We start from the raw sequence: 24,508 nt of genomic DNA, 5'->3' as shown, positions 1-24,508 counted from the left end.
CTCTGCTTAATGATTATTTGGCGGCCATGCGGATCGCACCATCAAGGCGGATCACTTCACCGTTTAACATCTGGTTTTCGATGATCTGCTGTGCAAGCATTGCAAACTCATCTGGATTACCAAGACGTGAAGGGAAAGGTACAGATGCCCCAAGCGCTGCCTGAACCTCTTCAGGTAGTTCGTCCATCAGCGGTGTGCGGAATAGACCTGGAGCAACCGTCATGATGCGGATGCCAAGTTTCGCTAGTTCACGCGCTAGTGGTAGTGTCATTGCTGCTACACCGGCTTTAGATGCAGAGTAAGCCGCCTGACCAATCTGACCATCAAATGCAGCAACCGATGCCGTGTTGACAATCACACCGCGCTCGCCAGAATCACCTGGTTCGTTGTTCTGCATGACGTTCGCAGCCAAACGTGCAATGTTGAATGTACCGACTAGGTTGATGTTTACAATGCGCTGGAAGCTCGCAAGGTCGTGTGGGCCATCACGGCCAACCAGACGTTTAGCACCGCCAACACCAGCACAGTGAACAACCCCTGAGAGTGCACCAAACTTAGCTGTTGCTGCTTCAATACACGCGCTTACAGAAGCTTCATCAGAGACGTCAGTTTTACAAAAGATCGCCGAGTCGCCCAAATCGGCTGCAACACGGTTGCCGCCTGCTTCATTGATATCTGCGATACATACCTTGCCACCCATCGCACTTAGACGACGTGCCACTGCTTCACCAAGGCCTGAGCCAGCGCCAGTCACTAGAAATAGTTTATCTGCAATCTGCATAGTGAACTCCGGCCGCTTACTGCTGTGGCTGTTTTTTACGGTTTAGGAATTTCTCTAGACGAGCAACAACGTCTGGGTGAGTCTGTGTAATACCGCAAAGTAGAGACTCAGTGTACATGCCGTCGTCATGAGACATGCTGTCGATGTGACGAAGGCCTGTTGTCATAGCCCAGTTTGAGTAGGGTGAGTTGGTGGCAATGTGTGCTGCTAGCTCTTTTGCTTTCTCCAGTGACTGGCCATTTTCAACAACGTAGTGTGATAGGCCTAGGCGGTAGCCCTCCTCAGCGTCGACATCACGACCCGTTAGCATCATCTCAGTCATGCGGCCGGCACCGATAACGCGTGCAACGTTACGTGATGCACCACCACCCACGAAGATACCGTGGCGGCCTTCTGGTAGGCGGTAGTAAGTGCCTTTTTCAGAAACACGAACGTGTGCACAGGTTGCTAGCTCAAGGCCACCACCGATAACAGCACCCTGCATAGCGGCAATTACTGGAAGGCCTGAGTTTTGAATATGTCCAAAGGTGCGGTGCCACATGTTTGAGTGCTTAACAACATCTAGGCCTTGGCGTGCTTTGTGTTCCGCAAGATCAAGACCTGAACAGAACTCTGGGCCAGCACCCGAGAAAATCACGACACGTACATCTTCAGGCATGGTGATAAATACCTGTTCGATCTCAAGACACAGTTCGTCGTTGATCGCGTTTTTCTTCTCAGGACGGTTAAGGTGTAGGTGGCCGATGCCGTCTTCAACAGTGAACTGGATGTAAGTGTAGTTGCTCATAAGAAGCCTCATTTTGTTTGGGTGCTATGAAGCACAGTGTCTGTCTGATATTTGTTTATCATATAAACAATTAAAGGGCTCAGCAATATGCTTTGGTCTAAAACTGTTTAGTAACTAAACAATTTTAATTTAAGTACAAAGTGTGTTTACAATATCCCTATCTTTTTAAGTGCTTTATAGCTGCTGTATTAGTGTTAAGGGTAAAGAATGGCGAGTCGTTCAAAACGTAAAAATGAATTAGATGTGGATCTTGGCCTATTGGGGAGCTCCCTAGGTTACCACCTGCGTCGTGCTCAGCTTGCTGCCTTTAATGGGTTTTCCAAAGGTTGTGCTGAGTTAGGCATCAGTCCAGGTCTGTTTTCAGTGTTGGAAATTGTTTACCGCAACCCTGGCCTGACGCAGACCGCAGTGGCGAATACCCTTGGTACTGACCGTTCGGCTATGGTCGCAGCGATCGATAAGCTAGAAAAAATGAATCTGCTAGAGCGTTGTGCTGCCGAGAATGACAGACGATCCTATGCGCTCAGAATGACTGAGCATGGCAACGAGTGGTACCAAGCGGCAGAGAAGAAGGTGCAGGCTAACGAAGAGGCCTTCTATGAGCCGTTACAAGATTCAGAGCGCGAACTACTGGTCGATATGCTGACTCGTTTATCGAATCGAGCTGAGGCTCAGTAAAAGCATGACCGCCTCAACGAGCATGAATCCCATTCCCCAGTTTGGGCTCTACGGTGAATCCAATATTGATGATCCGGTGTTTGTGCATGTTGAGAACATAGCCAGTCGCAGTCGCGATAATGGTTGGTCTATTCAACCACACCGACATGGACGAATGTTCCAAATCATTTTTGTCTTTGATGGCATGGCTGACGTCACTATCGATGATCATAATCACTCTTTGACAGGCCCCTTTGCGATTTCATTGCCTGCCGGTGTTGTACATGGCTTTCGATTCTCGCCCGAAACTGAGGGTGTCGTGCTGACATTGGCAGAACCGCTGTTGACCAACGAGTCCTATGAGCGTTGTGAACCCTATTTTGGTTCCCTGTTTGCTGGTGCATCGGTGATCTCTCTAGTCGGTCAAGAGCGCATTGTTCAGGAGATTCAGGGTTACTTAGGCATGATCGAGCGGGAACTGGCCTCTGTCGATATGGGGCACTCATTGGTCTCGGAATGGTTAGCCCGAGCGACGTTGATGCAGCTGCGCCGTTTGCTAGTCACTGATGCTGATAGCGCGCCATCACTTCAAGCCGCCAAACCGGTAATACGATACCGAAAACTGATCGAACAACACCTCTATGACCACCTGTCGGTAGAGCAGTATGCGTCGTTTATCGGTATCTCTGCTGATCATCTTAACCGCCTCTGTAAACAGGAGGTGGGTAAAACCGCCAAGGCGATGGTGCAAGAGCGATTGCTGTTGGAAGCCAAGCGCCGTCTGGTGTTCACCCGTGGTAGTGTCGAAGAGTTAGCCTTTGATCTGGGCTTTAAAGATCCTGCCTACTTCTCGCGTTTCTTCAAGAAACTCACTGATCAAACCCCTGCTGTCTACCGTAGTTCTCATAACTACGACTCTAATTAAGATCGGAAAAGTACTATTAATGATCGTTAATGGCCCTGTTGGGAGCAGAGCCGTCGGTCCATTATGTTTGAACGATTTTGAATCATCTCGAGAGCAGAATAATGAAAACATTGAAGACACAAGTAGCGATCATTGGTGGCGGCCCTTCGGGTCTGTTGTTAGGACAACTGTTACACAAGAAAGGGATCTCTAACGTCATACTTGAACGTGTAACGGGTGATTACGTATTGGGTCGTATCCGCGCAGGTATCCTTGAGCAGGGCTTTGCAGATCTAGTCCGTGAAGCCGGTGTTGCTGAAAACATGGACAAGTGTGGTCACGTTCATGAAGGTGTCGTCATTGCAGTAAATGGTGAAAATCATCGTATCGACCTTAAAGGTTTGACAGGCGGTGACGTCGTTGTCTGTTACGGTCAGGTCGATATTACTGAAGACCTAATGGCTGCTCGTGAAGCAACTGAAGGCTTGGATACTTACTATGAAGCATCGGATGTTCAGCCACATGATGTGAAGAGTGATAATCCTTATGTGACATTCACTCACGGTGGAGAAGAGTACCGTCTTGAGTGTGACTTCATCGCGGGTTGTGATGGCTTCCACGGCGTTTCACGTCAAACGATTCCTGAAGATGTACGTACTGAGCACGAGCGTGTCTACCCATTCGGTTGGTTAGGTCTACTGGCTGATGTGCCTCCATGTCACGATGAGCTTATTTATGCGAAATCAGAGCGTGGCTTTGCCCTAGCATCACAGCGCTCACCAACTCGTTCACGTTACTACATTCAGGTACCTTTGACTGACAAGGTTGAAGATTGGTCTGATGAAGCGTTCTGGGAAGAGCTTAAAAAGCGCCTACCTAAAGAGGCGGCTGACAATGTTACTACTGGACCAGCACTTGAGAAGTCTATTGCACCGCTCCGTTCATTTGTTTGTGAGCCAATGCAGTACGGCAATCTTTTCCTAGTCGGTGATGCGGCACACATCGTACCGCCAACAGGCGCTAAAGGTCTTAACCTGGCTGCTTCTGATGTGGCAACGCTATACAAGATTCTGACTAAAGTTTATGAAACGGGTGATCGTAAATACATTGATCAGTACTCTGAAATCGCACTGCGCCGCGTTTGGCACGGTGAACGTTTCAGCTGGATGATGACTAACATGCTTCACGACTTTGGTGACGAAGTTAGCGATGCAGGTACTGATCCAGAAATGCGTCAGCGCTTTATGGATTCTGAGCTCAGCTACTTCATGAACTACGAAAATGGTCGTCGTGTTATTGCCGAGCAGTATGTAGGTCTTCCTTACGAAGATGTAAAAGAGTAATTTTACGCATCTGCTAAAAACGCCAGGCTGCTTAGTTGCAGCCTGGCGTTTTTATTTGGTCATTCACTTCAGGTTATAGCCAATCTTATGCAGGAACAGCATGCCTGCAATCATCACAACCAATGCTCCAAGAAGTGCTCCAAGGTAGGAGCCAGATAGGTCTGCAACGTAACCGGCAAAAATCGGTGCAACGATCTGAGCAACCCCAAAGCTGATGGTCAGTTTTGCCATCGCTTTCGCTGGGTTGTAGGGGAATGCGCGTCCGACAATGGCCAGCGTTAAGCTGACGATTCCGGCAAAGGTGCCTCCCCAACAAGCGGCGGCAATGAAACTGGCCAAACTTTGGTCGGTCACAAGCGGCAAGATAAACGAAATGATTTGAATGATGTAGGCCAATTGCAGGGCTTGTATCTGTCCAATGCGGTTAGCTACCTTGTCCCAGATCAGTGCCGACGGCGCCGCACAAAGCCCCACGATGACCCACACCCAACCACCTTTGCCTGCTAACTGGGGTGTGTTTTGTAAAATATCGATAATGAACGTGGCACTGATCACGTAACCAACACCGGCACAGAAATAGGTGGCGATCAGTAGGTTCATAAACCGTGAATCAGGCTCTTCAGTTTGATTTGACGTACCTGCTTCAAATTTAGGTGGGTAGGGCATCCAGAGCCAAGCTGGAATTAGAAACACAGCGCCCATCAATGCAAGGTCTTGCCACTGTTGATCCCAGCTTAGATCGGCCGAAAATAGGGCTGTGATCAAACCGGTAAAGACAATACCGATACCCATGCCGATGAAATGGACCCCTAATTGTGGCTTGAAATGATTGGCGCGCAACCAGTTTATGACCAGTCCAGAGGCGAGCAGCAGCCCCGCGGTACTGGAGATGCCAGAGAGAAATCTGAGTATTGACCAGAGCAGGTGATCCTCTGTAAGGCCAGTACCATACGTAGTGACCGTCGCAAGAATTAGATAAAAACGGTAGAGATGAAGTTTTGCTGACAGCTCTTTGATATTCGCCGCTAAGATAGCTCCGACTAAATAGCCGATGTAGTTGTAGGTTGCTAACCAGCCTCCCACTAACTTTGAGAGATCTGTCTGCTCTAGCATTTGCGGTAGCAGAGGTGTGTAAGCGAATCGAGCTATGCCAACCGTCAGGATCATTGAACAGATGCCAGCAAAGATAACTTTGTTGCGCTCAATGATTAAATGTCTGTTTGAATCTGTGCTGCTCACAATGCTCAATTCCTAAAGGTGATCGATCACTCTAATGCGAAAAAGTAGATAAATGTATTAAACCTTTAGTGCATCGATTTTAAGATGCGGAATGTCGGTTCAATAGAAAAAGACGACCCAAGGGTCGTCTTTTTGTTGCTCAATGAAGATTACTTCATTGTTGGCATTGTGAACTCTGGACCAGCACTTAGACCGGTTGGCCAGCGAGCTGTGATTGTCTTCATGCGAGTGTAAAAGCGAACGCCGTCTGGACCGTGCATGTGCAGTGGACCGAATAGCGAACGTTTCCAGCCACCGAAGCTGTGGAATGCCATTGGTACTGGGATTGGCACGTTTACACCGACCATGCCTACTTGTACGTTTTCACAGAAGTTACGAGCCGTGTCACCGTCACGTGTGAAGATAGCCGTGCCGTTACCGTATTCGTGTTCGTTGATTAGGTTCAGTGCCTCTTCATAGCTGTTAACACGAACAACCGAAAGCACAGGACCAAAGATCTCTTCGTTATAGATGCGCATGCCAGGCTTAACGTTATCGAAAAGAGTTGGGCCAACAAAGTAGCCGTTGTCATGATCAACCACTTTGAAGTTACGGCCGTCAACGACAAGCGTTGCTCCTTCTTCTACACCTGAATCGATGTAACCCAATACTTTGTCAGCGTGAACACGGCTAACTAGAGGGCCCATGTGTGGCTCTGGTGAAGACATACCGTTGCCTACAGACATCTTCTCGATCTCTGCAGTCATATCTTTGATTAGGTGATCAGCAACTGCGTCGCCCACACATACAGCTACAGAGATAGCCATACAGCGCTCGCCTGCAGAACCGTATGCAGCACCCATTAGAGAGCTAACAACCTGTGATGGCTCAGCATCTGGCATTACGATCATGTGGTTCTTAGCACCGCCAAGAGCCTGAACACGTTTGCCGTGTGCACTCGCTGTTGAGTAGATGTACTCAGCGATTGGCGTAGAGCCTACGAAGCTTACTGCCTGAACTGCTTCATCTGTAAGAAGAACGTCTACTGCCTCTTTGTCACCGTTTACGATGTTGAATACACCATCTGGTAGGCCCGCCTCTTTAAGCAGCTCTGCTAGACGCATAGTCGTTGATGGATCTTTCTCAGATGGCTTCATTACGAAGGTGTTACCGCAGGCAATTGCTACTGGGAACATCCACATTGGAACCATTGCTGGGAAGTTGAATGGGCTGATACCCGCACACACACCCATAGGCATCATCTGACTGTAGCTGTCTACGCCACGGCCAACGTTTAGGCTGTGCTCGCCTTTCTGAAGGTGAGGGATACCACAAGCAAACTCAACAACTTCAAGACCACGAGTTAGTTCGCCTTTCGCGTCAGAGAAGACTTTACCGTGCTCAGAAGTAATTAGCTCAGCAAGTTCATCAGCGTTAGCTTCTACTAGCTCTTTAAACTTAAACATGACGCGAGCGCGCTGAAGTGGAGTCACTTTGCTCCAAGTTTTAAAAGCTTCTTGTGCATTGGCAATCGCTGCACGAGTCTCATCTGCAGTTGAAAGCGCAACCTCTTTAGTTTGTGCGCCAGTCGCAGGGTTGTAGACAGGTGCTGTACGACCTGAGTTTGAAGCGACGTGCTGGCCGCCGATGTAGTTACCTACGATAGACATAGAACTTCTCCTTTATTGGTATGGAGTTATTAGACATCATCATATTTGTTGTAACAATATAAAATAATTAATGTATGATATATCAAAATTGATAGATCAATTGGGTGGGTTATGCGCAGTTCAACATTTAACTGGGAAGATGCTCGTTACTTTCTTGCCGTTGCTAGGGCAGGGCAGATGGGAAAGGCGGCTGAGAGCCTAAATATCTCGACGATTACACTGTCTCGTCACCTCTCTTATTTGCAACAGAGGACTGGAACTCCGCTCTTTATCCGCCTGAGTAAAGGACTGAAACTGACCGACGAAGGCGTGCGTTTGATGCATTACCTCGAGCGTGCAGAGGCCGAAATAGAAGCAGCCGGCGAAATCTTTGGTAGTGATAGCAGCTCCGTCAGTGGCACTGTGCGTGTCGCAGCGCCAGAGGGGTTTGCGCTGCGCGTGCTGACACCGCAGTTGTCATCTTTTCTTCAGGATAACCCAGATCTAAATATAGAAATTGTTCCTCAGTCACGCGGCTTTTCGTTATCAAGGCGTGAAGCCGATATTGCGGTGATGGTGGGTAAACCAACCGAACCCAAGCTGGACTCTATCTGCATAGGTAGCTATAGCCTTGGTCTCTATGCATCTCAACAATATATTGATCAATACGGTATGCCGGACTCTATTGAGGATTTATCGGAGCATCGTTTGATCGGTTATGTGGAAGACCTTCTTTTTTCGGACAAACTCAATACACCTCGCTCTGTATGGCCTCAGTGGCAATCACAAACAGCAATCTACTCTCCTATTGGTCAGGTTGAAGCAGTTAAAGCTGGTTTAGGTATCGGTATGCTGCACCGGTTTCTACTAAGAGAGAGTGATCAACTGGTACGTTTGACCCCTGAGATTGAGGTACAAAGAGAGTTTTATCTTGTATATCACCAGAGTACCGAGAAGGTACCTCGAATCGGTGCTACCCTCGAATTTATGAAGGGACTAAAAGCTGAGTAGTGTCTATGAATGATGTGATGATTTTAGGAGCTGGCGCACTGGGTGCATATGTCGGTGGGTGCATTGCTGAGGCGGGTTACAGTGTACAACTGGTCAATCGCTCAAGCAGTAATGCTGAAGTGGTAAACGCTCAGGGGCTCAAAGTTGAAACCAGTGATGATACCTTTGTTGTTCACCCAAGTGCGGTGCAGTTAGAGCACGCGTGCGATGCTCGTTTTGTACTGCTGTTCACTAAAACCTACCAAAGTGTAGAGGCTATCAAGGCCATTGAACCAAAACTATCACCTTCATCGATCATAGTAACGCTTCAAAACGGTTTGGGTAATGGTCTGCGAATCGCTGAACATGTTAAACAGTCTGTGATTCATGGCGTTACGATGATTCCCGCAACTCAGGTTGAGCCTGGCTTTGTTCGCTCGCACGGGTTTAGCGATACTTGGTTTGGCCCACTCAATCCCAATGATCAGCATGCGCTTTCTGCAGCGATTGAGTTGGAGAAAATATTAACAGAGGCGGGTATTACCGCTGCCAATGTCGATCAGCCTTTGAACAAGATCTGGCAGAAGGCCTGTTTCAATGTCGCTATGAACGGAGTTTGTGCTTTAACTGATGCCGGCCCGGGTATTGTTAATGACACTAAGGCGTTGAAGCGGGAAGCTCACGCGTTGGCCGATGAGGCTGTCAGCGTCGCGAACGCAATGAATGTGACTGTGGATACAGAGGCGCTGCATAACCTAATCAACTTCGCTTGTGCCGAACACCGCTTTCATCAGCCCTCTATGTTGCAGGACGTGCGGGCGGGCCGCTTAACAGAGGTCGATTCGTTGAATGGATTTGTTGTTGAACAAGCGAAGCGGTTGGGTGTTTCGGTTCCCAAAAATGAGCTAATGACGGCACTCATATTTGCACGCCAGATTTCATCTGAGTTCTGGTCAGGAGTGAAGTAACTGAGTGGCTACAACTCTTTAGGATAGGTGTGAATCAATCGCCAGTAGGTGTATCCAAACAGACCCGTAGCGAGTATTGACCAGAATGGGGCAGCACCCCAAAAGAACCACTCGGCTGCAGCCCAAAGTCCTGTAAATATGACAGTACCGTAGCGGCGAGCTTTGGGTTTGAAAAAAGCTAGGTCATCGTCGCGAATCACAATTTGTATCCTCAGGTGGATTGCATATAAAAATGAAGCGTTTATTCTAAACGCATATTAGATATTCGAGCTAATTGAGTTCGAACTGCACTATTAGGAAACAGCGTGTCTACGTCACATCATTACACACTCAAGGTTGAGTGTCCCGGCCGTACTGGATTGGTGGCCGCAATCACTACTTTTTTAGCGAATCGTGATTTTTTCATTGTCGAAATGAAGCAGTTTGATGACGAGGTGTCGGGTCGTTTTTTCAGCCGTTTAGAGTTTACTACTCACACGCCATTGGATTTAGACCTGATAGCCGACGAGTTTAATCGTGAAGTTGCGGATGCGTTAGAGATGAACGCTCAGTGGCGCAGCGCTAAAGCGCCCATGAAAACTCTGATACTGGTTTCGCAACACGATCACTGTCTGATGGAGCTGCTCTACCAGCAGAAACGTGGTGAGCTCAATATCGAAGTGACAGGCATTCTGTCTAACCACCCAGACCTTGAGCCTGTCGCCAATTTCTACGGCTTAGATTTCGAGTTGTTGCCTACCCTGGAGACAAAACTTGAGACCAAAGCTGCTCGTGAAAAGCGCATTCTGCAAGCGTTCAAAGAGACAGGTTCTGAGTTGGTGATACTGGCTCGATACATGCAGATTCTGTCGCCAGAGCTCTGTTCGGCGTTGGCAGGGCAGTGCATCAATATACACCACTCATTCTTGCCAGGCTTCAAGGGCGCTAGACCCTATTTCCAAGCCTATGATCGCGGTGTGAAACAGATTGGTGCGACCGCTCACTATGTTACTTCTGATCTTGATGAAGGTCCGATCATCGAACAAGAGGTGGGTCGTGTTGATCACAGTTTTGGCCCTGATGACTTGCGAGATATGGGTCGTAACATGGAGAATCTGGCGTTATCCAAAGCCGTTCGTGCTCACACCGAACAGCGCGTCTTTGTGAATGGCCTTAAAACGGTCGTTCTCTCTTAGTTACAACGCATTTAGGTTCTGCAAATAGTGCTCGGCTGTTTGCAGAATCTCTGTTTTCTCCTCTTCAGGCTTTTTATCCCAGTTACGATAGACCATCGCGGTGCGTGGGTTGTTGCTGAAACGGCTGGCGTGGCGATGTTGGAAGTGCCAATAGAGGCTATTGAATGGGCAGCTGTTATCCCCCGAGCGTTGTTTCACATCGTAGTGACACCCTTTGCAGTAGTCGCTCATTCGATTGATGTACTGGCCTGATCCTGAATAGGGTTTGGAAGCTAGCAAGCCGCCGTCGGCAAACTGACTCATACCGAGGGTGTTGGGCATCTCTACCCACTCAATGGCGTCGATGTAGATGCCTAGATACCAGGCATCAACCTGTTTAGGATCAATGCCAGCCATTAAACAGAAGTTCCCTATAACCATCAGTCGCTGAATGTGGTGCGCGTAGGCGTACTCCAGTGACTGATCAATGCACTGGTGCATGCAGTTCATTTTGGTCTTACCATCCCAGAAAAAGTCGGGGAGATGCCTATCTGCATTCAGGGCATTCATGCTGGGGTATTCAGGTAGATTGATCCAGTAGATGCCACGAACAAACTCGCGCCAACCTAGAATCTGCCTGACAAAGCCCTCTATCTGAGCAAGATCGATACGTTCGGGTTGCTCGCGGTATGCTTGAATGGCTCGCTCAATCACCTGTGCCGGTGAGATCATTTTACAGTTCAGAGCGAAGGAGATTCGTGAATGGTAGAGACTCCATTTGTGCTCCGAGTTCGCCGTCATCGCATCCTGAAATTTTCCAAACAGAGGAAGGCAGTGAGTGCAGAAAAACTCCAGTAACTCCAACGCTTCACTTCGAGTTGTTGGCCAGACGAGCTGTTTGCCCATCTCACCAAAGTAGTTGATGCCGTGTCGATGCAAGCGTTGTCGAATCTCTTCTGTGTTGTGAGCAAACACCAGGGGTTCTGGTATATCCTCAAGATCCGCTTTTTTAAACGCTTTTTGGTTCTCGGTATCGTAATTCCAACGTCCGCCCTCGGGCTCTTTGCCCTGCATAAGGTAGCCATGTTTAACCCGCATGCGCCGGTAGAAGGCCTCCATACGGTGTCCAGTATTAGGTTTAAACTCTTTGCTGATCGCTTCAAATGGCAGTAGGAAGTGCTCGGTGTCGAACTCACGCAGACCGGTCCCTTCTGGTAGTGATAGGTTGCGACACTGTTCAAGAAGACGTATCTCATCAGGTCGCTGATACTCAATCTGTGTAAAACCGTGGCGTTTGATCAAATGGTTGATCAATGAGTCTAGGGATTCAAAATCGGCGGTCTCATCAAGCGTTAAATGAATGACCTGATGACCAGCGCTTTTAAGAGCCTCGGCAAAGCGCTGCATCGCCATAAAAAAAGCGGTGATCTTTTGCAGATGGTGTTTAACGTAGTTCTGCTCTTGGTGCAGTTCAGCAATGAGGTAGGTAACTTCGTCTGATTTGTCACGAAACCAGCTGTGTTTGGCGTTGAGTTGGTCGCCGAGTACCAGTCTAAGGGTGCTCATCGCTGTTGCTTAGCCTCGCGTCGACAGCGCTCCGAGCAGTACTTCACCTGCTCCCAATCGCGCTCCCACTTTTTGCGCCAGTTGAAGGGCTTTTGGCACTGCTCACAGATTTTGCTTGGTAGATTGAGTTTGTGGTGCATTATTTCATCTCGATGGGCCAGTCGTGGTAGTCGACACGATCGATTGGCAGCATCATCTCTTCACCGCCCCAACGCTGTATAAATAGCCCCTCAGGGTCATAGGTTTGTGTCTGCTTCGCCAGATTGAATTGTCGATGGCCGCGCGGGTCTGCACCAACTCCACCTAAGTACTGCCAGTTCCCCCAATTACTGGCCAGATCAAAATCGATCAGCGCCTCTTCAAAGTAGGCCGCACCGTAACGCCAGTCAATGCCAAGCTCATGCACTAAGCAGCTCGCCACCAGCTGTCTGGCGCGATTGGATTGATAACCCGTTGCTTTCAACTGACGCATGGCAGCGTTGACGATTGGGTAGGGGGTGGTGCCTTCAATCCAGGACTTCATTCGTTCTGGGTAGAAAGAGGTTAAGGGCTTACGATTAAATGGCCCAGTCTGGTGATAGATCTTGTTGCCCCACTTGTGGGCATACCACTGGAAATAGTCACGCCACAGCAGTTCAAAAAATATCCAGTAGGTCGAGTCATTTGCAACCACATCTTCCTCATAACGATTCAGCCTCTCAATGATGCGCTTGGGTGACAATACCCCTAGCGCTAACCAGGGACTGAATTTAGTCGAGCACGCCCACTCATCCAGACCATTCCTAGTCTCCTTGTAGGTGGCGGGTAGATCACTGGAGAAATAGTGTTCGAGATGGTCTAACGCGCTCTGCTCAGAACCGTTGAAGGCATTCTCGCTAGAGCAATCAATGTTGAATGTGGAACCCTGTTTATCGCCGAGAGGAGGTAGGCTGTCAGGTTCAGCAATACGGGCATCAACCTCGATCGACTCTATCTTCTTTCTAAAGGGGGTGAAGCTATCCGGCAGTTCCGCTAGGGCAAAGGGAAGTTGTCGCTCACCGTAAAGAGTGTGCGTCTCTAACACTGTTATCACTAGGTGCGGAAAGCGTGATGCGATCTCTTTAAGAGCGCTCTGCTCATAGCTGCCAGTGTGTCGAGAGGTGACTAAATGCTCGACTTGATCACGTAAAATGACCTGGCTTAACGCTTCGACGTAATCGCTTTCAATCACTTCTAACGCCTGGTTCAGCAGGCTAAGTTTGCTGTGCAAGCTTGACAGTGCTTGGTTTAAAAACTGTTGGCGATGCTTACCGATTCCTTTGAAACCAAATCGATTGGTGCGCTTATCCCTGGGGTGTTGGATGAAGAGACAGGTTAGCTGTTCGCTGTTACGGGCTTTATTAAAGACGGTGTTGTCATCAAGGCGTAAGTTGTTGGTGAACCAGAGCAGTGTGTGTCGATACATGGGGCGATCCTATGGTTGAATCTTTGATACGCACTGCTCTGGGCTTTAGAGCACGGAGTGACTGGAATCAATCGGGTTGGAAAATAGATCCTTTGATAGCCGCTTTGACCGTTTTGACAATCAACACCGTTAGCAAAATAGAGACCAGTGTCAGCATCAGGTGGCTCAATGTTTGGAAGAAGAGAGTCTGGCTCTGCTCAAACATGATCAGTGTGCCAATGGTGAAGGCGGCAATTGGGAAAGAGTAGGCCCACCAAGAGACAAAGAAGGGGATTCTTGCAAAACGTGGAAGCTGCGACACAAGTAGCAGAACCAAGAACATCGCCGCGTAGTAGAGGATGTGTGCAAAGTTATCGACAACGCCCTGATTGAGCTTCAAATAGGCAATAAATCCGACCGCGGGCGGCGCGATCATGATAAACAGTGTCGGCAGTAACTTCTCTGGGAGTGGCTCGTGAAAAATGATGCGGTTAAAAACTAATACCTTTAACACAATCCAGTAGACTATTCCGATCGCAAAGAAGAACCAGCTGACCTCGGTAAAGCCCAGCGTAACCCCGCCAATGGGTGCAATGATGTTGCCCACAATCGGGATGAACCAAGCCGGGGTGGTATGTTGTACCTGCCAGCGAGCGTGGTGTATCCATTGATTCATCAAATAGAGCGTCAAGATCAGTTGGATTGAAGCACCCATCCACCATACGGCCGTTGCCAGAGGTGCCATGATCTCCGCTAATGCGACCGCGATCAGCATTAAACCGATGGAAAAAGCAGGGAAGAAGCTGATTTTGATGGGGTGATTAAACTCGGCAATCACCTGATGAGCATGACGGCGCATCTTTAATAGGTAGCTGATTGCCAGTGTTGCTAATAGAACGGCCGTAATCACTAACAGTACTTGCCACACAAGGTTAGTAATACCTAGAACCTCAGAGGCTTTTTTCCAAGCGAGGGTTAAGCCACCCATTCCCATTACCGTTGCGAACAGAGCCACCGGCATATGGGCTAGACGAGATGTCACATCATTCATTGTTTAATCCTGTGAAATTAGATGGATCTAATATAAGGGCTAACCTTAATGGCAACATTAAGATTGATCAATTGCTATCACCTCTATGGCATCTCTACTGATCGAAAACTGAATGTTGAAGCGCTCCAAACTGATTCCGTAAATACGTGTCTCATCAGAGTGAAAGGCGGGTCTAGGGTCTTGCCTTAGAACCTCTTCAATGAGTGTCGATAGTTGTGGCTCTTTAGCGATAACCTCTAAGGCCTGTTCAGAAAATTGAATAGGTTGTTGCAAGGGTTCGGGCTGTTCCATGCCGGGGTAAACGGCATCTGGCAGCGCGTCGGAGTAGGGGATGTAGGGTTTGATATCAAAGACCGGAGTGCCATCGACAAGGTCGATACCGGACAGATTCAGGTGAACCCCTTGGTTTGTATTGATTGAGTCGAGTTTCACAACCGATAACCCCATGGCGTTGGGGCGATGTGTGCTGCGTGTGGCAAACACGCCTAGCTTCTCGTTGCCACCTAGGCGGGGTGGTCGAGTTAAAGGCTTCCAGCCGGCATTCAGGTTCTCACTGAACTGAAAAATCAGCCAAACGTGAGAGCAGTGCTCTAACCCCCTAACGGCATCAGGGTCGTTGTAGGGTGAGACTAGCTCCAATACAGCTTGCGCGGAGGGCGCAAGGCCAGGCTGGCGCGGTGCGCCAAACTTCTCTTTGAATGGTGTTTTGATGAAACCGATCGGTTCAATACTGTGCATTCAGTTACATCTCTTCAATCGGTCTATCAGGAACGGCAGCGTCATCGTAGGCCCCCCAAATGGTTTGATCGAACTGAATGACGGATCCCGTCATCATGCCGCTGTCCTCTGAAGCCATCCATAGCACCGCTTTAGCGACCTCATCAGTCTGAAGAATTCTGCCTGCCGGAAGGGTGGCTGCTTTCCGATCAATAAATGAATCATCCCCCGTCTCTTGAGCGATCAGCTCTCGCTCGTGATCAGAGTTCATCCAGCCTATATCGAGCTGATTGACGCGAATTTGGTTTCTTAACAGGGCATAGCCAGAGTTTCTGGTGAGTGTCGCCAAGGCACCTTTTGATGCGCAGTAGGGGGATAGAAAAGGTTGTCCGGCATGTTCTGACATCGATCCAATGTTGATGATGGCTCCTTTGATCTTCTCGCGAATCATCACTTTGACACTCTCTTGCATGAGAAAGAAGGGCGCCTTTGTGTTGATGGCGAACATTTGATCGAACAGTTCTGGAGAGGTCGTCAGTAGGTTGCCTCTATCCGTTAATCCTGCCGCATTCACCAATAGATCAACCCGTCCAAACTGCTGATCGGTCTCGGCCACAATGTTGCGAACCTGGTCTATTTGATCGAGTTCAGCCGCAACAAAATGGGTTTTAATGCCATACTGTTCCGCGATCTCTGAAGAGACCTGTTTGCCTCTGATCTGGTTGCGGCCGGTGATAACAATTCCTGCTGCGCCTGCTTGGGCAAATTGGTGTGCGATGGCTGCGCCCAAGCCTTGAGTGCTGCCTGTAATGATTGCTACTTTTCCATCGATACGGTTCATCAATCTGTCCTAGTTTGATACTGACATCACCATACTGTTAAGAAAGGTTTGTGAAAAGTCTTATCGTCCTGGCGTTCTACAAATACTAATCGCTTCAATGTAAACCGTACCCGCTGCTTTGAGTGCTTCAGATGCTCGGTCAAAGGTGGTCCCGGTGGTATGAATATCATCGATCAATAGGACGTGACTGGGCGCTGGCTGATTGCAGTAGAAGGTCGAACCTAAATTGGTTTTACGTTCTGCACGATTGAGTGAGGCTTGATGGTCTGTTCGACGCTTTTTTTGAAGGGATTGTCGATCAAGGGGGAGCTTTAAATAGCGACTCAAATGTTGGGCAATGATCTCCGCTTGATTAAAGCCACGCAGTGCACAATCGATTGGGTGACTGGGTATCGGTATCAGTGTGGGTTGGGTGCCGAATCGAGAGAGATCGATCTGCTTTGCCAGCAGCTGGCTCATCCAGAAAAGGGGCTCTGGATTCTTTCCCTGTTTGATCTTCTGGAATAGCTCTCGCATGGGGAACTGGTAGATCAGTGGTGATTGTGCGGTATCAAAATGAAACCACTCGCCATAGCAGTCTGGGCAGGATTCGTCTGGTTGATTAAGAGGGTAAGCGCAGACCTGGCAGGGGGTGCTGTTTTTAGCAAGGTCTGCAAAGCAACCCAAACAGAGTGGCTCATTGAACGGTTTGCTTAGTCTGCATAATGGACATTTTGCTGAGTCAAATAGCCACTCAACGATCGACTCTATCTGAAACATCAGTCTGGCCTCCTTGCCTATGATAAATTTAGTTTAGTCAGCGTTTTTAACTCTGTAAAATAGTCGCTCAAACTTAATCTGAAAGGGGCAGTGCGCGGTATGAAGCAGCGTTTTTTTGTGACGGGCACTGAGGTCTCTTCACCCGTCAATGAATTCAGTTGTGCGCTTTTAAAGCAGGCTAATCAGAAAGGGTTTAGCTCTCTGGGTCTTAAGCCCGTTGCGACTGGCTGCAGTGAAGTGGATGGAGAGTTAAAGAGCCAAGAGGCGCTGAATTTAATGGCGTGCTCCTCCATTGAGCTCTCCTATCTTCAGGTGAATCCTTTCTCGCTAGCCGCAAATGCTTCGCCACACATTGCTGCTGAGATGGCGGACGTTAGAATGAGTGCTGATCGAATTAAAGCCTACATGAGCGGTGCACTGATGCGTTCGGTCAACCTGGCATTGGTCGAGGGAGTCAGTGGATGGCGGGCGCCCATCAATGATCGTGAGTCGATGGCTAGCGTCGCACAGGCGCTTGGCTTTTCAGTGATATTGGTCGTCAATCTGAATGAGAATGCGATCAATCAGACCTTGTTAACCGTCGAAGCGATTCGTCGTGATGGTCTCGCTTTGGCCGGCTGGGTCGTGTCACAGACTCAGTGTGACTCTGATGAACGAGCAATCGAGTGGTTGCGCAGAGTGGTTCCAGCGCCTTATTTAGGTTCTCTCGCTAGCGAAGGGGGTGAGTCAGATCGGTTGGATTGGGCGCCACTAGGACTGTAAAAACCGCTCAACAATCTTTGTAAAAAGCGCAGGCTTCTCTGCGTGTGGCCAGTGCCCAGTCCCCTCGATGATTCTGAGTTGAACTTTGGGGAAGCGTTTAACCACCTCGTTTTGGTATTCAGGCTTGATGTAGTCTGATTCGCTGCCTTTGATGAAAAGAGTTGGGCCTAGGTATTCCCCCTCACTCATTGGGCTGGCGATCTGATCATACTCGCGCTCAAGTGCCTCTATGTTCATTCGCCAATCAAACCCAGCCTCTGTGCGATAGAGGTTCTTCAGAAGAAACGCTCGAATACTAGCATTGTCAATGTGATGACTTAGGTGTTGATCAGCCTCGGTTCGGCTTTTGATCTCGTTCAGTGGGACCTGTTTTAGCCCTTTGAACACATCGGTGTGGTGGTGAGGGTATTGCACGGGAGCAATATCAACCACGATTAATCGTGAGACTCGTTCGGGATTATTCAGTGCCAGCTCCATGGCGATCTTTCCGCCCATAGAGTGCCCCAATAGATTAAATTGCTGCAACCCAAGTTGGTCGGCCAGTGCCAGGACGGAGTCTGCAAAGGTGCTGTAGTTAAACTGATCAACCTGAGGAGAGCGGCCATGGTTCAGCATGTCGGGAGCGATGACATCAAACTGCTGTTGCAGTGCTTTGATGGGACCGCCAAGATTTTCCCAGCTGCCGAATAGGCCGTGTAACATCAAAAGCGGTTCACCAGAACCGCTTCGATGAAAGTGCAAGCTCATCGCTTACAGAACGTCCAGTAGCTCAACGTCAAATAGAAGCGTTGAGTAAGGAGGGATGCCGCCCGGAGAACCTTGCGCACCGTAGGCTAGGTTGTAAGGGATAAATAGGCGCCATTTAGAGCCTTTAGGCATCAACTGAAGGGCTTCAGTCCAACCTGCGATTACACCTGTTACGGGGAATTCGATCGGTTGACCGCGCTCGACAGAGCTGTCGAAGACAGAACCGTCTGTGAATGTGCCGTGGTAGTGAACGCGTACTTTGTTAGCCGTTGTTGGCTTTTCAGCATCCGCATCACCTGCTGATAGGATTTCGTATTGCAGACCCGATTCAGTCACCGTTACTTCATCACGCTTTGCGTTGTCGTCTAGGAACTGTTGGCCAGCAGCCGCTTTCTCTTTGGCTTCTGCTTCTTGTTTAGCGCGTAGGCGTTCAGTCAGCTCGTTGAATGCCGCTTGTAGATCTTCTGGTTCTACGTGCATCGCTTCGCCGGCGAAAGAGGCTTTAAGGCCAAAGGCAACTGCGTTGATGTCTACGCCGTCAAAACCGTTTTGTGCCAGTTGGTCACCCATCTGACGACCAATGCCGTAGCTGGCGCGCTGTTCAATTGTTTCTAATGTAATGTCGCTCATGATTATCCAAATGTTTCGTTTAAGAACGGCGCGCAGGGTAACATATTCGTTACTGTTGAACGAATAGCAGTGGGTCTACGCGTTGGTTATTCAGACTCACGCCCCAGTGTAGGTGGGGTCCCGTCACTCGTCCGGTGGCACCTACCAGACCGATCTGTTGTCCCAGATCGACTTGATCACCGACTTTAACGTCAATTTTGCTCATGTGGCAGTACATGGTGGATAGGCCATGGCCATGGTCGATGATCACGGTATTGCCATTGAAGAAGTAATCTCCTACGGCGGTTACTTTGCCTTTAGCCGCTGCTTTAATCGGTGATCGATCGGGTGCAGCAATGTCCAGTCCAGAGTGGGGTGCACGAGGCTGATCATTGAAAAAACGTTTAAGTCCAAAGGCGCTGGAGTAGGGGCCTTCAGCAGGCATAGCCAAAGTCAGTATTGGGTCTTCGTTTTTGGTAAACAGTTTGTAGGCGCTCTTTTGCTCAGCCGACTCTCGTTTCCAACGTGCAACCTGTTTGGGGTCGGGTTCGACGTATTTACGCTGCTTAATCTTCAAACGCTGTTCTGGATAGGCTTTATCGTCTAATTGAAAGGTTAGAGTCTTGCCACTGAATTTGAGCTCCTGTGCTTTGCCAACGGTTGCCTTAAGGCTAATGCCGGCAACGGCAGTCCACTGTCCCTCTTGATCGACAACCATCACTCGGTAACCGTCATACGTCACTTCAGGTGCAGGTTCGCTGCTGGGCAGGCCTAGGTCTACGATGGCGATACCGCCCGGTACACGAGACTCTGTGGGCAGTGCTTTTGCAGTTAGGCTGAATAGAGCCAGTGACAGTGTCATCAGAAACAGGGGTAATCGCATACTCTCTCCCTTAATTATTAGTGTGCTTATCAATCGTTGGTTTCGGTGTGGATATCTGTAACCGTTGATGTGATGGAGCCTTTTTGCAGTCGAATATTGATACTCTGCCCGGCCTTAACTTGGCGTGAATCGCGTATCACCTCGTGCTGATCAGTCGTCGCCAATGCATAGCCACGCTCAAGCGTCGCTAGCGGGCTAATGGCCTGAAGGCGGCCCACCTTTTCAGCCAGCTCCAGCTTTCGTCGATCAATTTTACTCTTCGTAAGACTCTCTAACCGACTCATCAGTTGTTTAACCTGTTCCTGATGAGCAGTAAGAGTTCTACTCGGATTGAGACGACTAAGCTGGCTTTGGTTCTGATTGAGTTGGCTGCGTTTGTCGCGCATCAATCGGTTCATCGCGCTGTGCAGTCTCAGCTCCAATTCGTCACTACGCTGAACCTGTTCGCGGATACGCTCTCCGGGGTGTCTAAGCCGCTGTTGTAGGCTCTTTAACTGTGCCTGTTTTGCTGACAATAACCAATCAAACCGCTGTTTAAGAGCGCGCTCAGCTCGATTGATGTTGGCTAATATCTCTGCGCCATTGGGGCTGAGTAATTCGGCTGCTGCTGACGGAGTAGGGGCTCTTAAATCCGCCACCATGTCGGCGATGGAGAAGTCGACTTCGTGCCCGACCGCCGAAACGGTCGGGATGTTTGAGTTGGCTAGACTGAGCGCAACGACCTCTTCGTTAAAGGGCCAGAGATCTTCAAGCGAACCGCCACCGCGACCCACAATGAGTACATCCGCGATCCCTTCGCGGTTTGCCAGTTCAATCGCCTTAACAATTTGCCCAGTGGCTTCATTGCCTTGAACCGCCGTTGGGTAAAGTCTGACGGGTAGTCCAGGGTAGCGACGTTTGAGTACCGTCAAGATGTCGTGAATCGCTGCTCCAGTGGGGGAGGTGATCACGCCTATGCATTTAGGGTGTTCAGGGATCGGTTTTTTGCGGTCCGCTTCAAATAGCCCTTGCGCTTGCAGTTTTAGCTTTAGTTTTTCGAATAGGACTTGGAGTTGCCCTTGGCCATCTTGCTCCATAGCGCTACAGATCATCTGATAGTCGCCACGCCCTTCGTAAAGACTCACGCGTCCGGTGACAACCACCTGGTCACCCTCCTTGGGGGCAAAGTTCACCCGCAAATTGTTACCACGGAACATGGCGCAGCGAACCTGAGCTTTCTGATCTTTAAGGGTGAAGTACCAGTGGCCAGAGCTTGGCTTGGCTAAGTTGCTGATTTCGCCAACGACCCTGATCGAAAGAAACGAGTTCTCCAACAGCGATTTTACCTGCTTGTTCAGTTCGCTAACTGCGATGGCTGTTCGATTTGAAGAGGTTTGAACATTCATCCGGTCATGCTAGCGGTTGTTGCTTCTTTTTAACAGAAAAAATCCTATTGTGCGGCGCAGAAAAAAGGGTGAAAAATGCCGCTATTTACTGCGACTTTAGATTGATAAAAAAGGCGAATTTTAGTAATGTATTGGGCTAATTTTTTGCCCATTTAGACAGGTTTTTTAGAATGTTACGAATTGTTGAAGAGGCTTTGACCTTTGATGATGTACTTCTCGTTCCCGCTTATTCAGAAGTGTTGCCTAACGCCGTTAGTTTGAAAACACGTCTGACCAAGGGTATCGAACTCAACATCCCACTGGTTTCTGCGGCGATGGATACCGTGACTGAATCTCGTCTTGCGATTGCTATGGCGCAAGAGGGTGGTATCGGCATCATTCATAAAAACTTAACCATCGAACAGCAGGCTGAAAATGTTCGCCGAGTGAAAAAGTTCGAGGCGGGTGTTGTTACTGATCCAGTCACTTGTCAGCCGACTACAACGGTTCGTGAAATCATCGCGCTGTCTCGTGAAGTGGGCTTCTCTGGTTTTCCTGTTGTTGAGAACGGCGACCTGGTTGGTATCGTCACTAGCCGTGATGTTCGCTTTGAAGAGAACCTAGACACCCCAGTCTCTAACATCATGACACCCAAAGAGCGTCTAGTGACGGTGGGTGAAGATGCGACTCACAAAGAGATCTCTGACCTTCTGCGTAAACACCGTATCGAGAAACTTCTAACCGTAAACGAGCAGTACCAACTGACCGGTATGGTGACGGTTAAAGATATGAACAAGGCGCAGGCTTACCCTAATGCGGCTAAAGATTCTCGCGGTCGTCTACTGGTAGGTGCTGCGGTAGGTACTGGTGCGGATACAGAAGCTCGCGTTGCAGCACTGGCTGAAGCGGGTGCCGATGTCATTGTTGTTGATACGGCACACGGTCACTCAAAAGGTGTTATTGATCGTGTTCGTTGGGTTAAACAGAACTTCCCAGATGTACAGGTGATCGGCGGTAACATCGCAACAGCAGATGCTGCCATCGCGTTAGCGGATGCGGGTGCTGACGGCGTTAAAGTAGGTATCGGCCCTGGTTCTATCTGTACGACACGTATCGTCGCAGGTATCGGTGTGCCACAGATCAGTGCGGTAGCCAATGTGGCTGCGGCGATGGCTGAGCGTGGCGTGCCTCTGATTGCTGACGGTGGTATCCGTTTCTCGGGCGATATTTCGAAAGCAATTGTTGCGGGTGCCTCTGCGGTGATGGTGGGCTCTATGCTTGCCGGTACTGATGAAGCGCCAGGTGAAGTTGAGCTGTTCCAAGGCCGTGCTTTCAAGTCATACCGTGGTATGGGTTCGTTAGGTGCGATGTCAGGATCCACTGGCTCTTCAGATCGCTACTTCCAAGATGCGAAAGCGGGTGAAGATAAGCTTGTCCCAGAAGGTATTGAAGGTCGTGTACCTTCGAAAGGTCCGCTGGCAGGCGTTGTACACCAGTTAATGGGCGGTCTTCGTGCCTCTATGGGTTACACCGGTTCAGGCGATATCGATACCATGCGCACTAAACCAGAGTTTGTTCGCATTACCAATGCAGGTATGAGCGAGAGCCACGTGCATGATGTCAGCATCACCAAAGAGGCACCAAACTACCGCGTCGGTTAAGACTCGATAGTTATAATTTCAGTGGGGTAACTCAGGTTGCCCCATTTTTAGTTTTAAGGGCAGCTTGCCCGCAGTTGGAATCAGAAAGAAATGAGCCAAGATATCCATTCGCAACGCATACTTATTCTAGATTTTGGATCGCAGTACACCCAGTTGATCGCACGTCGTGTTCGTGAAATCGGCGTCTACTCTGAGATCTATGCTTGGGATATGGACGAAGCTGACATTCGTGCCTTCAATCCAAAGGGTATCATCCTAGCCGGTGGTCCTGAGTCTGTGACAGAGTTGGATTCGCCACGTGCTCCACAAGTGGTTTTCGATCTAGGTGTTCCGGTTTTGGGTATCTGTTACGGCATGCAGACCATGGCAGAACAGCTTGGTGGTAAAGTGGCTTCGTCGGACGAGCGTGAGTTCGGTTATGCACGTGTCCGTTTGATGGATAACGCCAGTCGCCTGCTGGAAGGTATCGAAGACCACATGGCAAATAACGGTGTCATGTCGTTGGATGTATGGATGAGCCACGGCGATAAGGTCGTTGAGTTACCTGAGGGCTTCTCAATCATCGCTGCGACTGAGTCAGCACCCGTTGCGGCTATGTGTGATCCTGCTCGTCAGCTTTACGGTGTGCAGTTCCACCCAGAGGTGACTCATACGAAACAGGGTCTGCGTATTCTAGAGCGTTTTGTCCGTGACATCTGTGGTACTGAAGCACTGTGGACGCCGGCCAATATCATTGCGGATCTGGTTGAGCGTGTTCAAGCTCAGGTGGGTGACAATAAAGTATTGCTTGGCCTATCGGGAGGTGTCGATTCCTCTGTGGTTGCAGCGCTTCTGCATAAAGCGATCGGCGATAAGCTGACCTGTGTCTTTGTTGATAACGGTCTTCTTCGTAAGAACGAAGGCGATCAGGTCATGGAGATGTTTGCGAACAACATGGGTGTTCGTGTTATTCGTTCTGATTCTGAAGATCTTTTCTTGGGTCGTCTTAAAGGTGAAGCGGATCCTGAGAAGAAGCGTAAGATTATCGGTAATACCTTCATTGAAGTATTTGATGATGAGGCGGCTAAACTAACTGAGTGTCGCTTCTTGGCTCAGGGCACCATCTACCCGGATGTGATTGAGTCGGCTGCCTCGAAGACCGGCAAGGCGCATGTGATCAAGTCGCACCACAACGTGGGTGGTCTTCCTGAAGATATGGCATTTGAGTTGGTTGAGCCACTGCGTGAACTGTTTAAAGACGAAGTTCGCAAGATCGGTCTTGAACTGGGTCTTCCCTACGATATGGTCTACCGTCACCCCTTCCCAGGCCCTGGTCTCGGTGTTCGTATTTTGGGTGAAGTTAAGAAAGAGTATGCCGACATTCTTCGTGAAGCGGATGCGATCTTTATCGAAGAGCTGCATAAAGCGGATTGGTACCATAAAACGAGCCAAGCCTTTGCCGTATTCCTACCCGTTAAGTCGGTAGGGGTTGTGGGTGATGGCCGCCGTTACGAATGGGTGATTGCGATTCGCGCCGTTGAAACGATCGACTTCATGACCGCTCGCTGGGCTCACCTACCTTACGAGCTGCTAGAGACGGTCTCTAGCCGTATTATCAATGAAATTCCGCAGGTCTCTCGTGTGACATACGATGTTTCGAGCAAACCACCTGCAACCATTGAGTGGGAATAATCG

25 protein-coding genes are annotated in these 24,508 nt (G+C 49.3%); 9 read left to right on the top strand and 16 right to left on the bottom strand.

The features are described from left to right. Positions 1-13: 13 nt before the first annotated feature. Both XMM312_RS02895 and XMM312_RS02890 read right to left on the bottom strand, forming a co-directional pair. Positions 14-781: a 3-hydroxyacyl-CoA dehydrogenase gene (locus tag XMM312_RS02895; protein WP_173481222.1), complete on the bottom strand. Its 768-nt coding sequence runs from the start codon at positions 779-781 to the stop codon at positions 14-16. 16 nt (positions 782-797) lie between these two features. Beyond that, positions 798-1,568: a crotonase/enoyl-CoA hydratase family protein gene (locus tag XMM312_RS02890; RefSeq protein WP_173481221.1), complete on the bottom strand. Its 771-nt coding sequence runs from the start codon at positions 1,566-1,568 to the stop codon at positions 798-800. Between the two features lie 207 nt (positions 1,569-1,775). Between XMM312_RS02890 and XMM312_RS02885 the strand changes: the two genes are divergently transcribed. From XMM312_RS02885 to pobA, 3 genes are all read left to right on the top strand, one after another. Next, positions 1,776-2,246: a MarR family winged helix-turn-helix transcriptional regulator gene (locus XMM312_RS02885; protein ID WP_173481220.1), complete on the top strand. Its 471-nt coding sequence runs from the start codon at positions 1,776-1,778 to the stop codon at positions 2,244-2,246. A 4-nt stretch (positions 2,247-2,250) separates the two neighbouring features. Continuing rightward, positions 2,251-3,150 (top strand): helix-turn-helix domain-containing protein, encoded by a 900-nt coding sequence (locus tag XMM312_RS02880; RefSeq protein ID WP_173481219.1) that lies wholly within the window; start codon positions 2,251-2,253, stop codon positions 3,148-3,150. A gap of 110 nt (positions 3,151-3,260) precedes the next feature. Then, positions 3,261-4,472 (top strand): 4-hydroxybenzoate 3-monooxygenase, encoded by a 1,212-nt coding sequence (pobA, locus tag XMM312_RS02875; RefSeq protein ID WP_217362084.1) that lies wholly within the window; start codon positions 3,261-3,263, stop codon positions 4,470-4,472. 63 nt (positions 4,473-4,535) lie between these two features. On the opposite strand, the gene XMM312_RS02870 is transcribed toward pobA, so the two are convergent. Both XMM312_RS02870 and XMM312_RS02865 read right to left on the bottom strand, forming a co-directional pair. Continuing rightward, positions 4,536-5,711, bottom strand: a complete 1,176-nt coding sequence (locus XMM312_RS02870) for a YbfB/YjiJ family MFS transporter (RefSeq protein WP_371731454.1) — start codon at positions 5,709-5,711, stop codon at positions 4,536-4,538. Between the two features lie 149 nt (positions 5,712-5,860). Next, a complete protein-coding gene (locus XMM312_RS02865) occupies positions 5,861-7,360 on the bottom strand; it encodes a CoA-acylating methylmalonate-semialdehyde dehydrogenase (RefSeq protein WP_173488672.1) in 1,500 nt (499 codons plus the stop codon). Positions 7,361-7,471: 111 nt separating this feature from the next. Here XMM312_RS02865 and XMM312_RS02860 point away from each other — a divergent pair, with 111 nt between their 5' ends. Both XMM312_RS02860 and XMM312_RS02855 read left to right on the top strand, forming a co-directional pair. Further along, positions 7,472-8,350 (top strand): LysR family transcriptional regulator, encoded by an 879-nt coding sequence (locus tag XMM312_RS02860; RefSeq protein WP_173484364.1) that lies wholly within the window; start codon positions 7,472-7,474, stop codon positions 8,348-8,350. Positions 8,351-8,355: 5 nt separating this feature from the next. Next, positions 8,356-9,297: a ketopantoate reductase family protein gene (locus XMM312_RS02855; RefSeq protein WP_173488671.1), complete on the top strand. Its 942-nt coding sequence runs from the start codon at positions 8,356-8,358 to the stop codon at positions 9,295-9,297. Positions 9,298-9,305: 8 nt separating this feature from the next. On the opposite strand, the gene XMM312_RS02850 is transcribed toward XMM312_RS02855, so the two are convergent. Then, positions 9,306-9,497 (bottom strand): hypothetical protein, encoded by a 192-nt coding sequence (locus XMM312_RS02850; RefSeq protein ID WP_173481213.1) that lies wholly within the window; start codon positions 9,495-9,497, stop codon positions 9,306-9,308. 105 nt (positions 9,498-9,602) lie between these two features. On the opposite strand from XMM312_RS02850, the gene purU reads away from it, so the two are divergent. After that, positions 9,603-10,472, top strand: a complete 870-nt coding sequence (purU, locus tag XMM312_RS02845) for a formyltetrahydrofolate deformylase (RefSeq protein ID WP_173481212.1) — start codon at positions 9,603-9,605, stop codon at positions 10,470-10,472. Here the strand turns inward: purU and XMM312_RS02840 are convergent, their stop codons facing one another. The 7 genes from XMM312_RS02840 to XMM312_RS02810 all read right to left on the bottom strand — a co-directional run bounded on the left by XMM312_RS02840 (position 10,473) and on the right by XMM312_RS02810 (position 16,808). Beyond that, positions 10,473-12,017: a cryptochrome/photolyase family protein gene (locus tag XMM312_RS02840; protein ID WP_173488670.1), complete on the bottom strand. Its 1,545-nt coding sequence runs from the start codon at positions 12,015-12,017 to the stop codon at positions 10,473-10,475. Beyond that, the gene (locus XMM312_RS02835) at positions 12,014-12,157 is read right to left on the bottom strand and encodes a DUF2256 domain-containing protein (protein ID WP_173481210.1); all 144 of its coding nucleotides are present in this window, start codon (positions 12,155-12,157) and stop codon (positions 12,014-12,016) included. Before XMM312_RS02835 ends, XMM312_RS02840 begins: the two co-directional genes overlap by 4 nt. Next, positions 12,157-13,461, bottom strand: coding sequence for a DASH family cryptochrome (locus XMM312_RS02830; protein ID WP_173488669.1), 1,305 nt, complete (start codon positions 13,459-13,461; stop codon positions 12,157-12,159). Before XMM312_RS02830 ends, XMM312_RS02835 begins: the two co-directional genes overlap by 1 nt. Before the next feature lie 67 nt (positions 13,462-13,528). After that, a complete protein-coding gene (locus XMM312_RS02825) occupies positions 13,529-14,491 on the bottom strand; it encodes an SLAC1 anion channel family protein (RefSeq protein ID WP_173488668.1) in 963 nt (320 codons plus the stop codon). Between the two features lie 57 nt (positions 14,492-14,548). Continuing rightward, on the bottom strand, positions 14,549-15,229 hold the full coding sequence (gene tsaA, locus XMM312_RS02820) for a tRNA (N6-threonylcarbamoyladenosine(37)-N6)-methyltransferase TrmO (protein WP_173488667.1): 681 nt from the start codon (positions 15,227-15,229) through the stop codon (positions 14,549-14,551). Positions 15,230-15,233: 4 nt separating this feature from the next. After that, positions 15,234-16,049, bottom strand: a complete 816-nt coding sequence (locus tag XMM312_RS02815; protein WP_173481206.1) for an SDR family oxidoreductase — start codon at positions 16,047-16,049, stop codon at positions 15,234-15,236. 60 nt (positions 16,050-16,109) lie between these two features. Then, positions 16,110-16,808 (bottom strand): ComF family protein, encoded by a 699-nt coding sequence (locus XMM312_RS02810; protein WP_173481205.1) that lies wholly within the window; start codon positions 16,806-16,808, stop codon positions 16,110-16,112. A 99-nt stretch (positions 16,809-16,907) separates the two neighbouring features. Between XMM312_RS02810 and bioD the strand changes: the two genes are divergently transcribed. After that, positions 16,908-17,570: a dethiobiotin synthase gene (bioD, locus tag XMM312_RS02805; protein WP_173481204.1), complete on the top strand. Its 663-nt coding sequence runs from the start codon at positions 16,908-16,910 to the stop codon at positions 17,568-17,570. On the opposite strand, the gene XMM312_RS02800 is transcribed toward bioD, so the two are convergent. From XMM312_RS02800 to xseA, 4 genes are read right to left on the bottom strand one after another with little or no spacing between them, the layout of a single operon-like run. Then, positions 17,559-18,317, bottom strand: a complete 759-nt coding sequence (locus tag XMM312_RS02800) for an alpha/beta fold hydrolase (protein WP_173481203.1) — start codon at positions 18,315-18,317, stop codon at positions 17,559-17,561. The genes bioD and XMM312_RS02800 overlap by 12 nt on opposite strands. Before the next feature lie 3 nt (positions 18,318-18,320). After that, on the bottom strand, positions 18,321-18,947 hold the full coding sequence (locus tag XMM312_RS02795; protein ID WP_173481202.1) for an FKBP-type peptidyl-prolyl cis-trans isomerase: 627 nt from the start codon (positions 18,945-18,947) through the stop codon (positions 18,321-18,323). 49 nt (positions 18,948-18,996) lie between these two features. After that, complete coding sequence (locus XMM312_RS02790; protein WP_173481201.1) at positions 18,997-19,809, bottom strand: peptidoglycan DD-metalloendopeptidase family protein; 813 nt, start codon at positions 19,807-19,809, stop codon at positions 18,997-18,999. Positions 19,810-19,838: 29 nt separating this feature from the next. Then, positions 19,839-21,194 carry an exodeoxyribonuclease VII large subunit gene (gene xseA / locus XMM312_RS02785; RefSeq protein WP_173481200.1) on the bottom strand — a complete coding sequence of 452 codons (1,356 nt, stop codon included), beginning with the start codon at positions 21,192-21,194 and terminating at the stop codon, positions 19,839-19,841. A 170-nt stretch (positions 21,195-21,364) separates the two neighbouring features. Between xseA and guaB the strand changes: the two genes are divergently transcribed. Together guaB and guaA are read left to right on the top strand one after the other, a co-directional pair. Next, positions 21,365-22,834, top strand: a complete 1,470-nt coding sequence (guaB, locus tag XMM312_RS02780; protein ID WP_173481199.1) for an IMP dehydrogenase — start codon at positions 21,365-21,367, stop codon at positions 22,832-22,834. A gap of 90 nt (positions 22,835-22,924) precedes the next feature. After that, on the top strand, positions 22,925-24,505 hold the full coding sequence (guaA, locus tag XMM312_RS02775; RefSeq protein WP_173481198.1) for a glutamine-hydrolyzing GMP synthase: 1,581 nt from the start codon (positions 22,925-22,927) through the stop codon (positions 24,503-24,505). The last annotated feature ends 3 nt before the right edge of the window (positions 24,506-24,508 follow it).

It is taken from the genome of Marinobacterium sp. xm-m-312, assembly GCF_013283295.1.
Taxonomy (GTDB): domain Bacteria; phylum Pseudomonadota; class Gammaproteobacteria; order Pseudomonadales; family Balneatricaceae; genus Marinobacterium_E.
The sequence above is the reverse complement of the archived record's forward strand: the minus strand, read 5'-3'. Positions and strand labels throughout refer to the sequence as shown.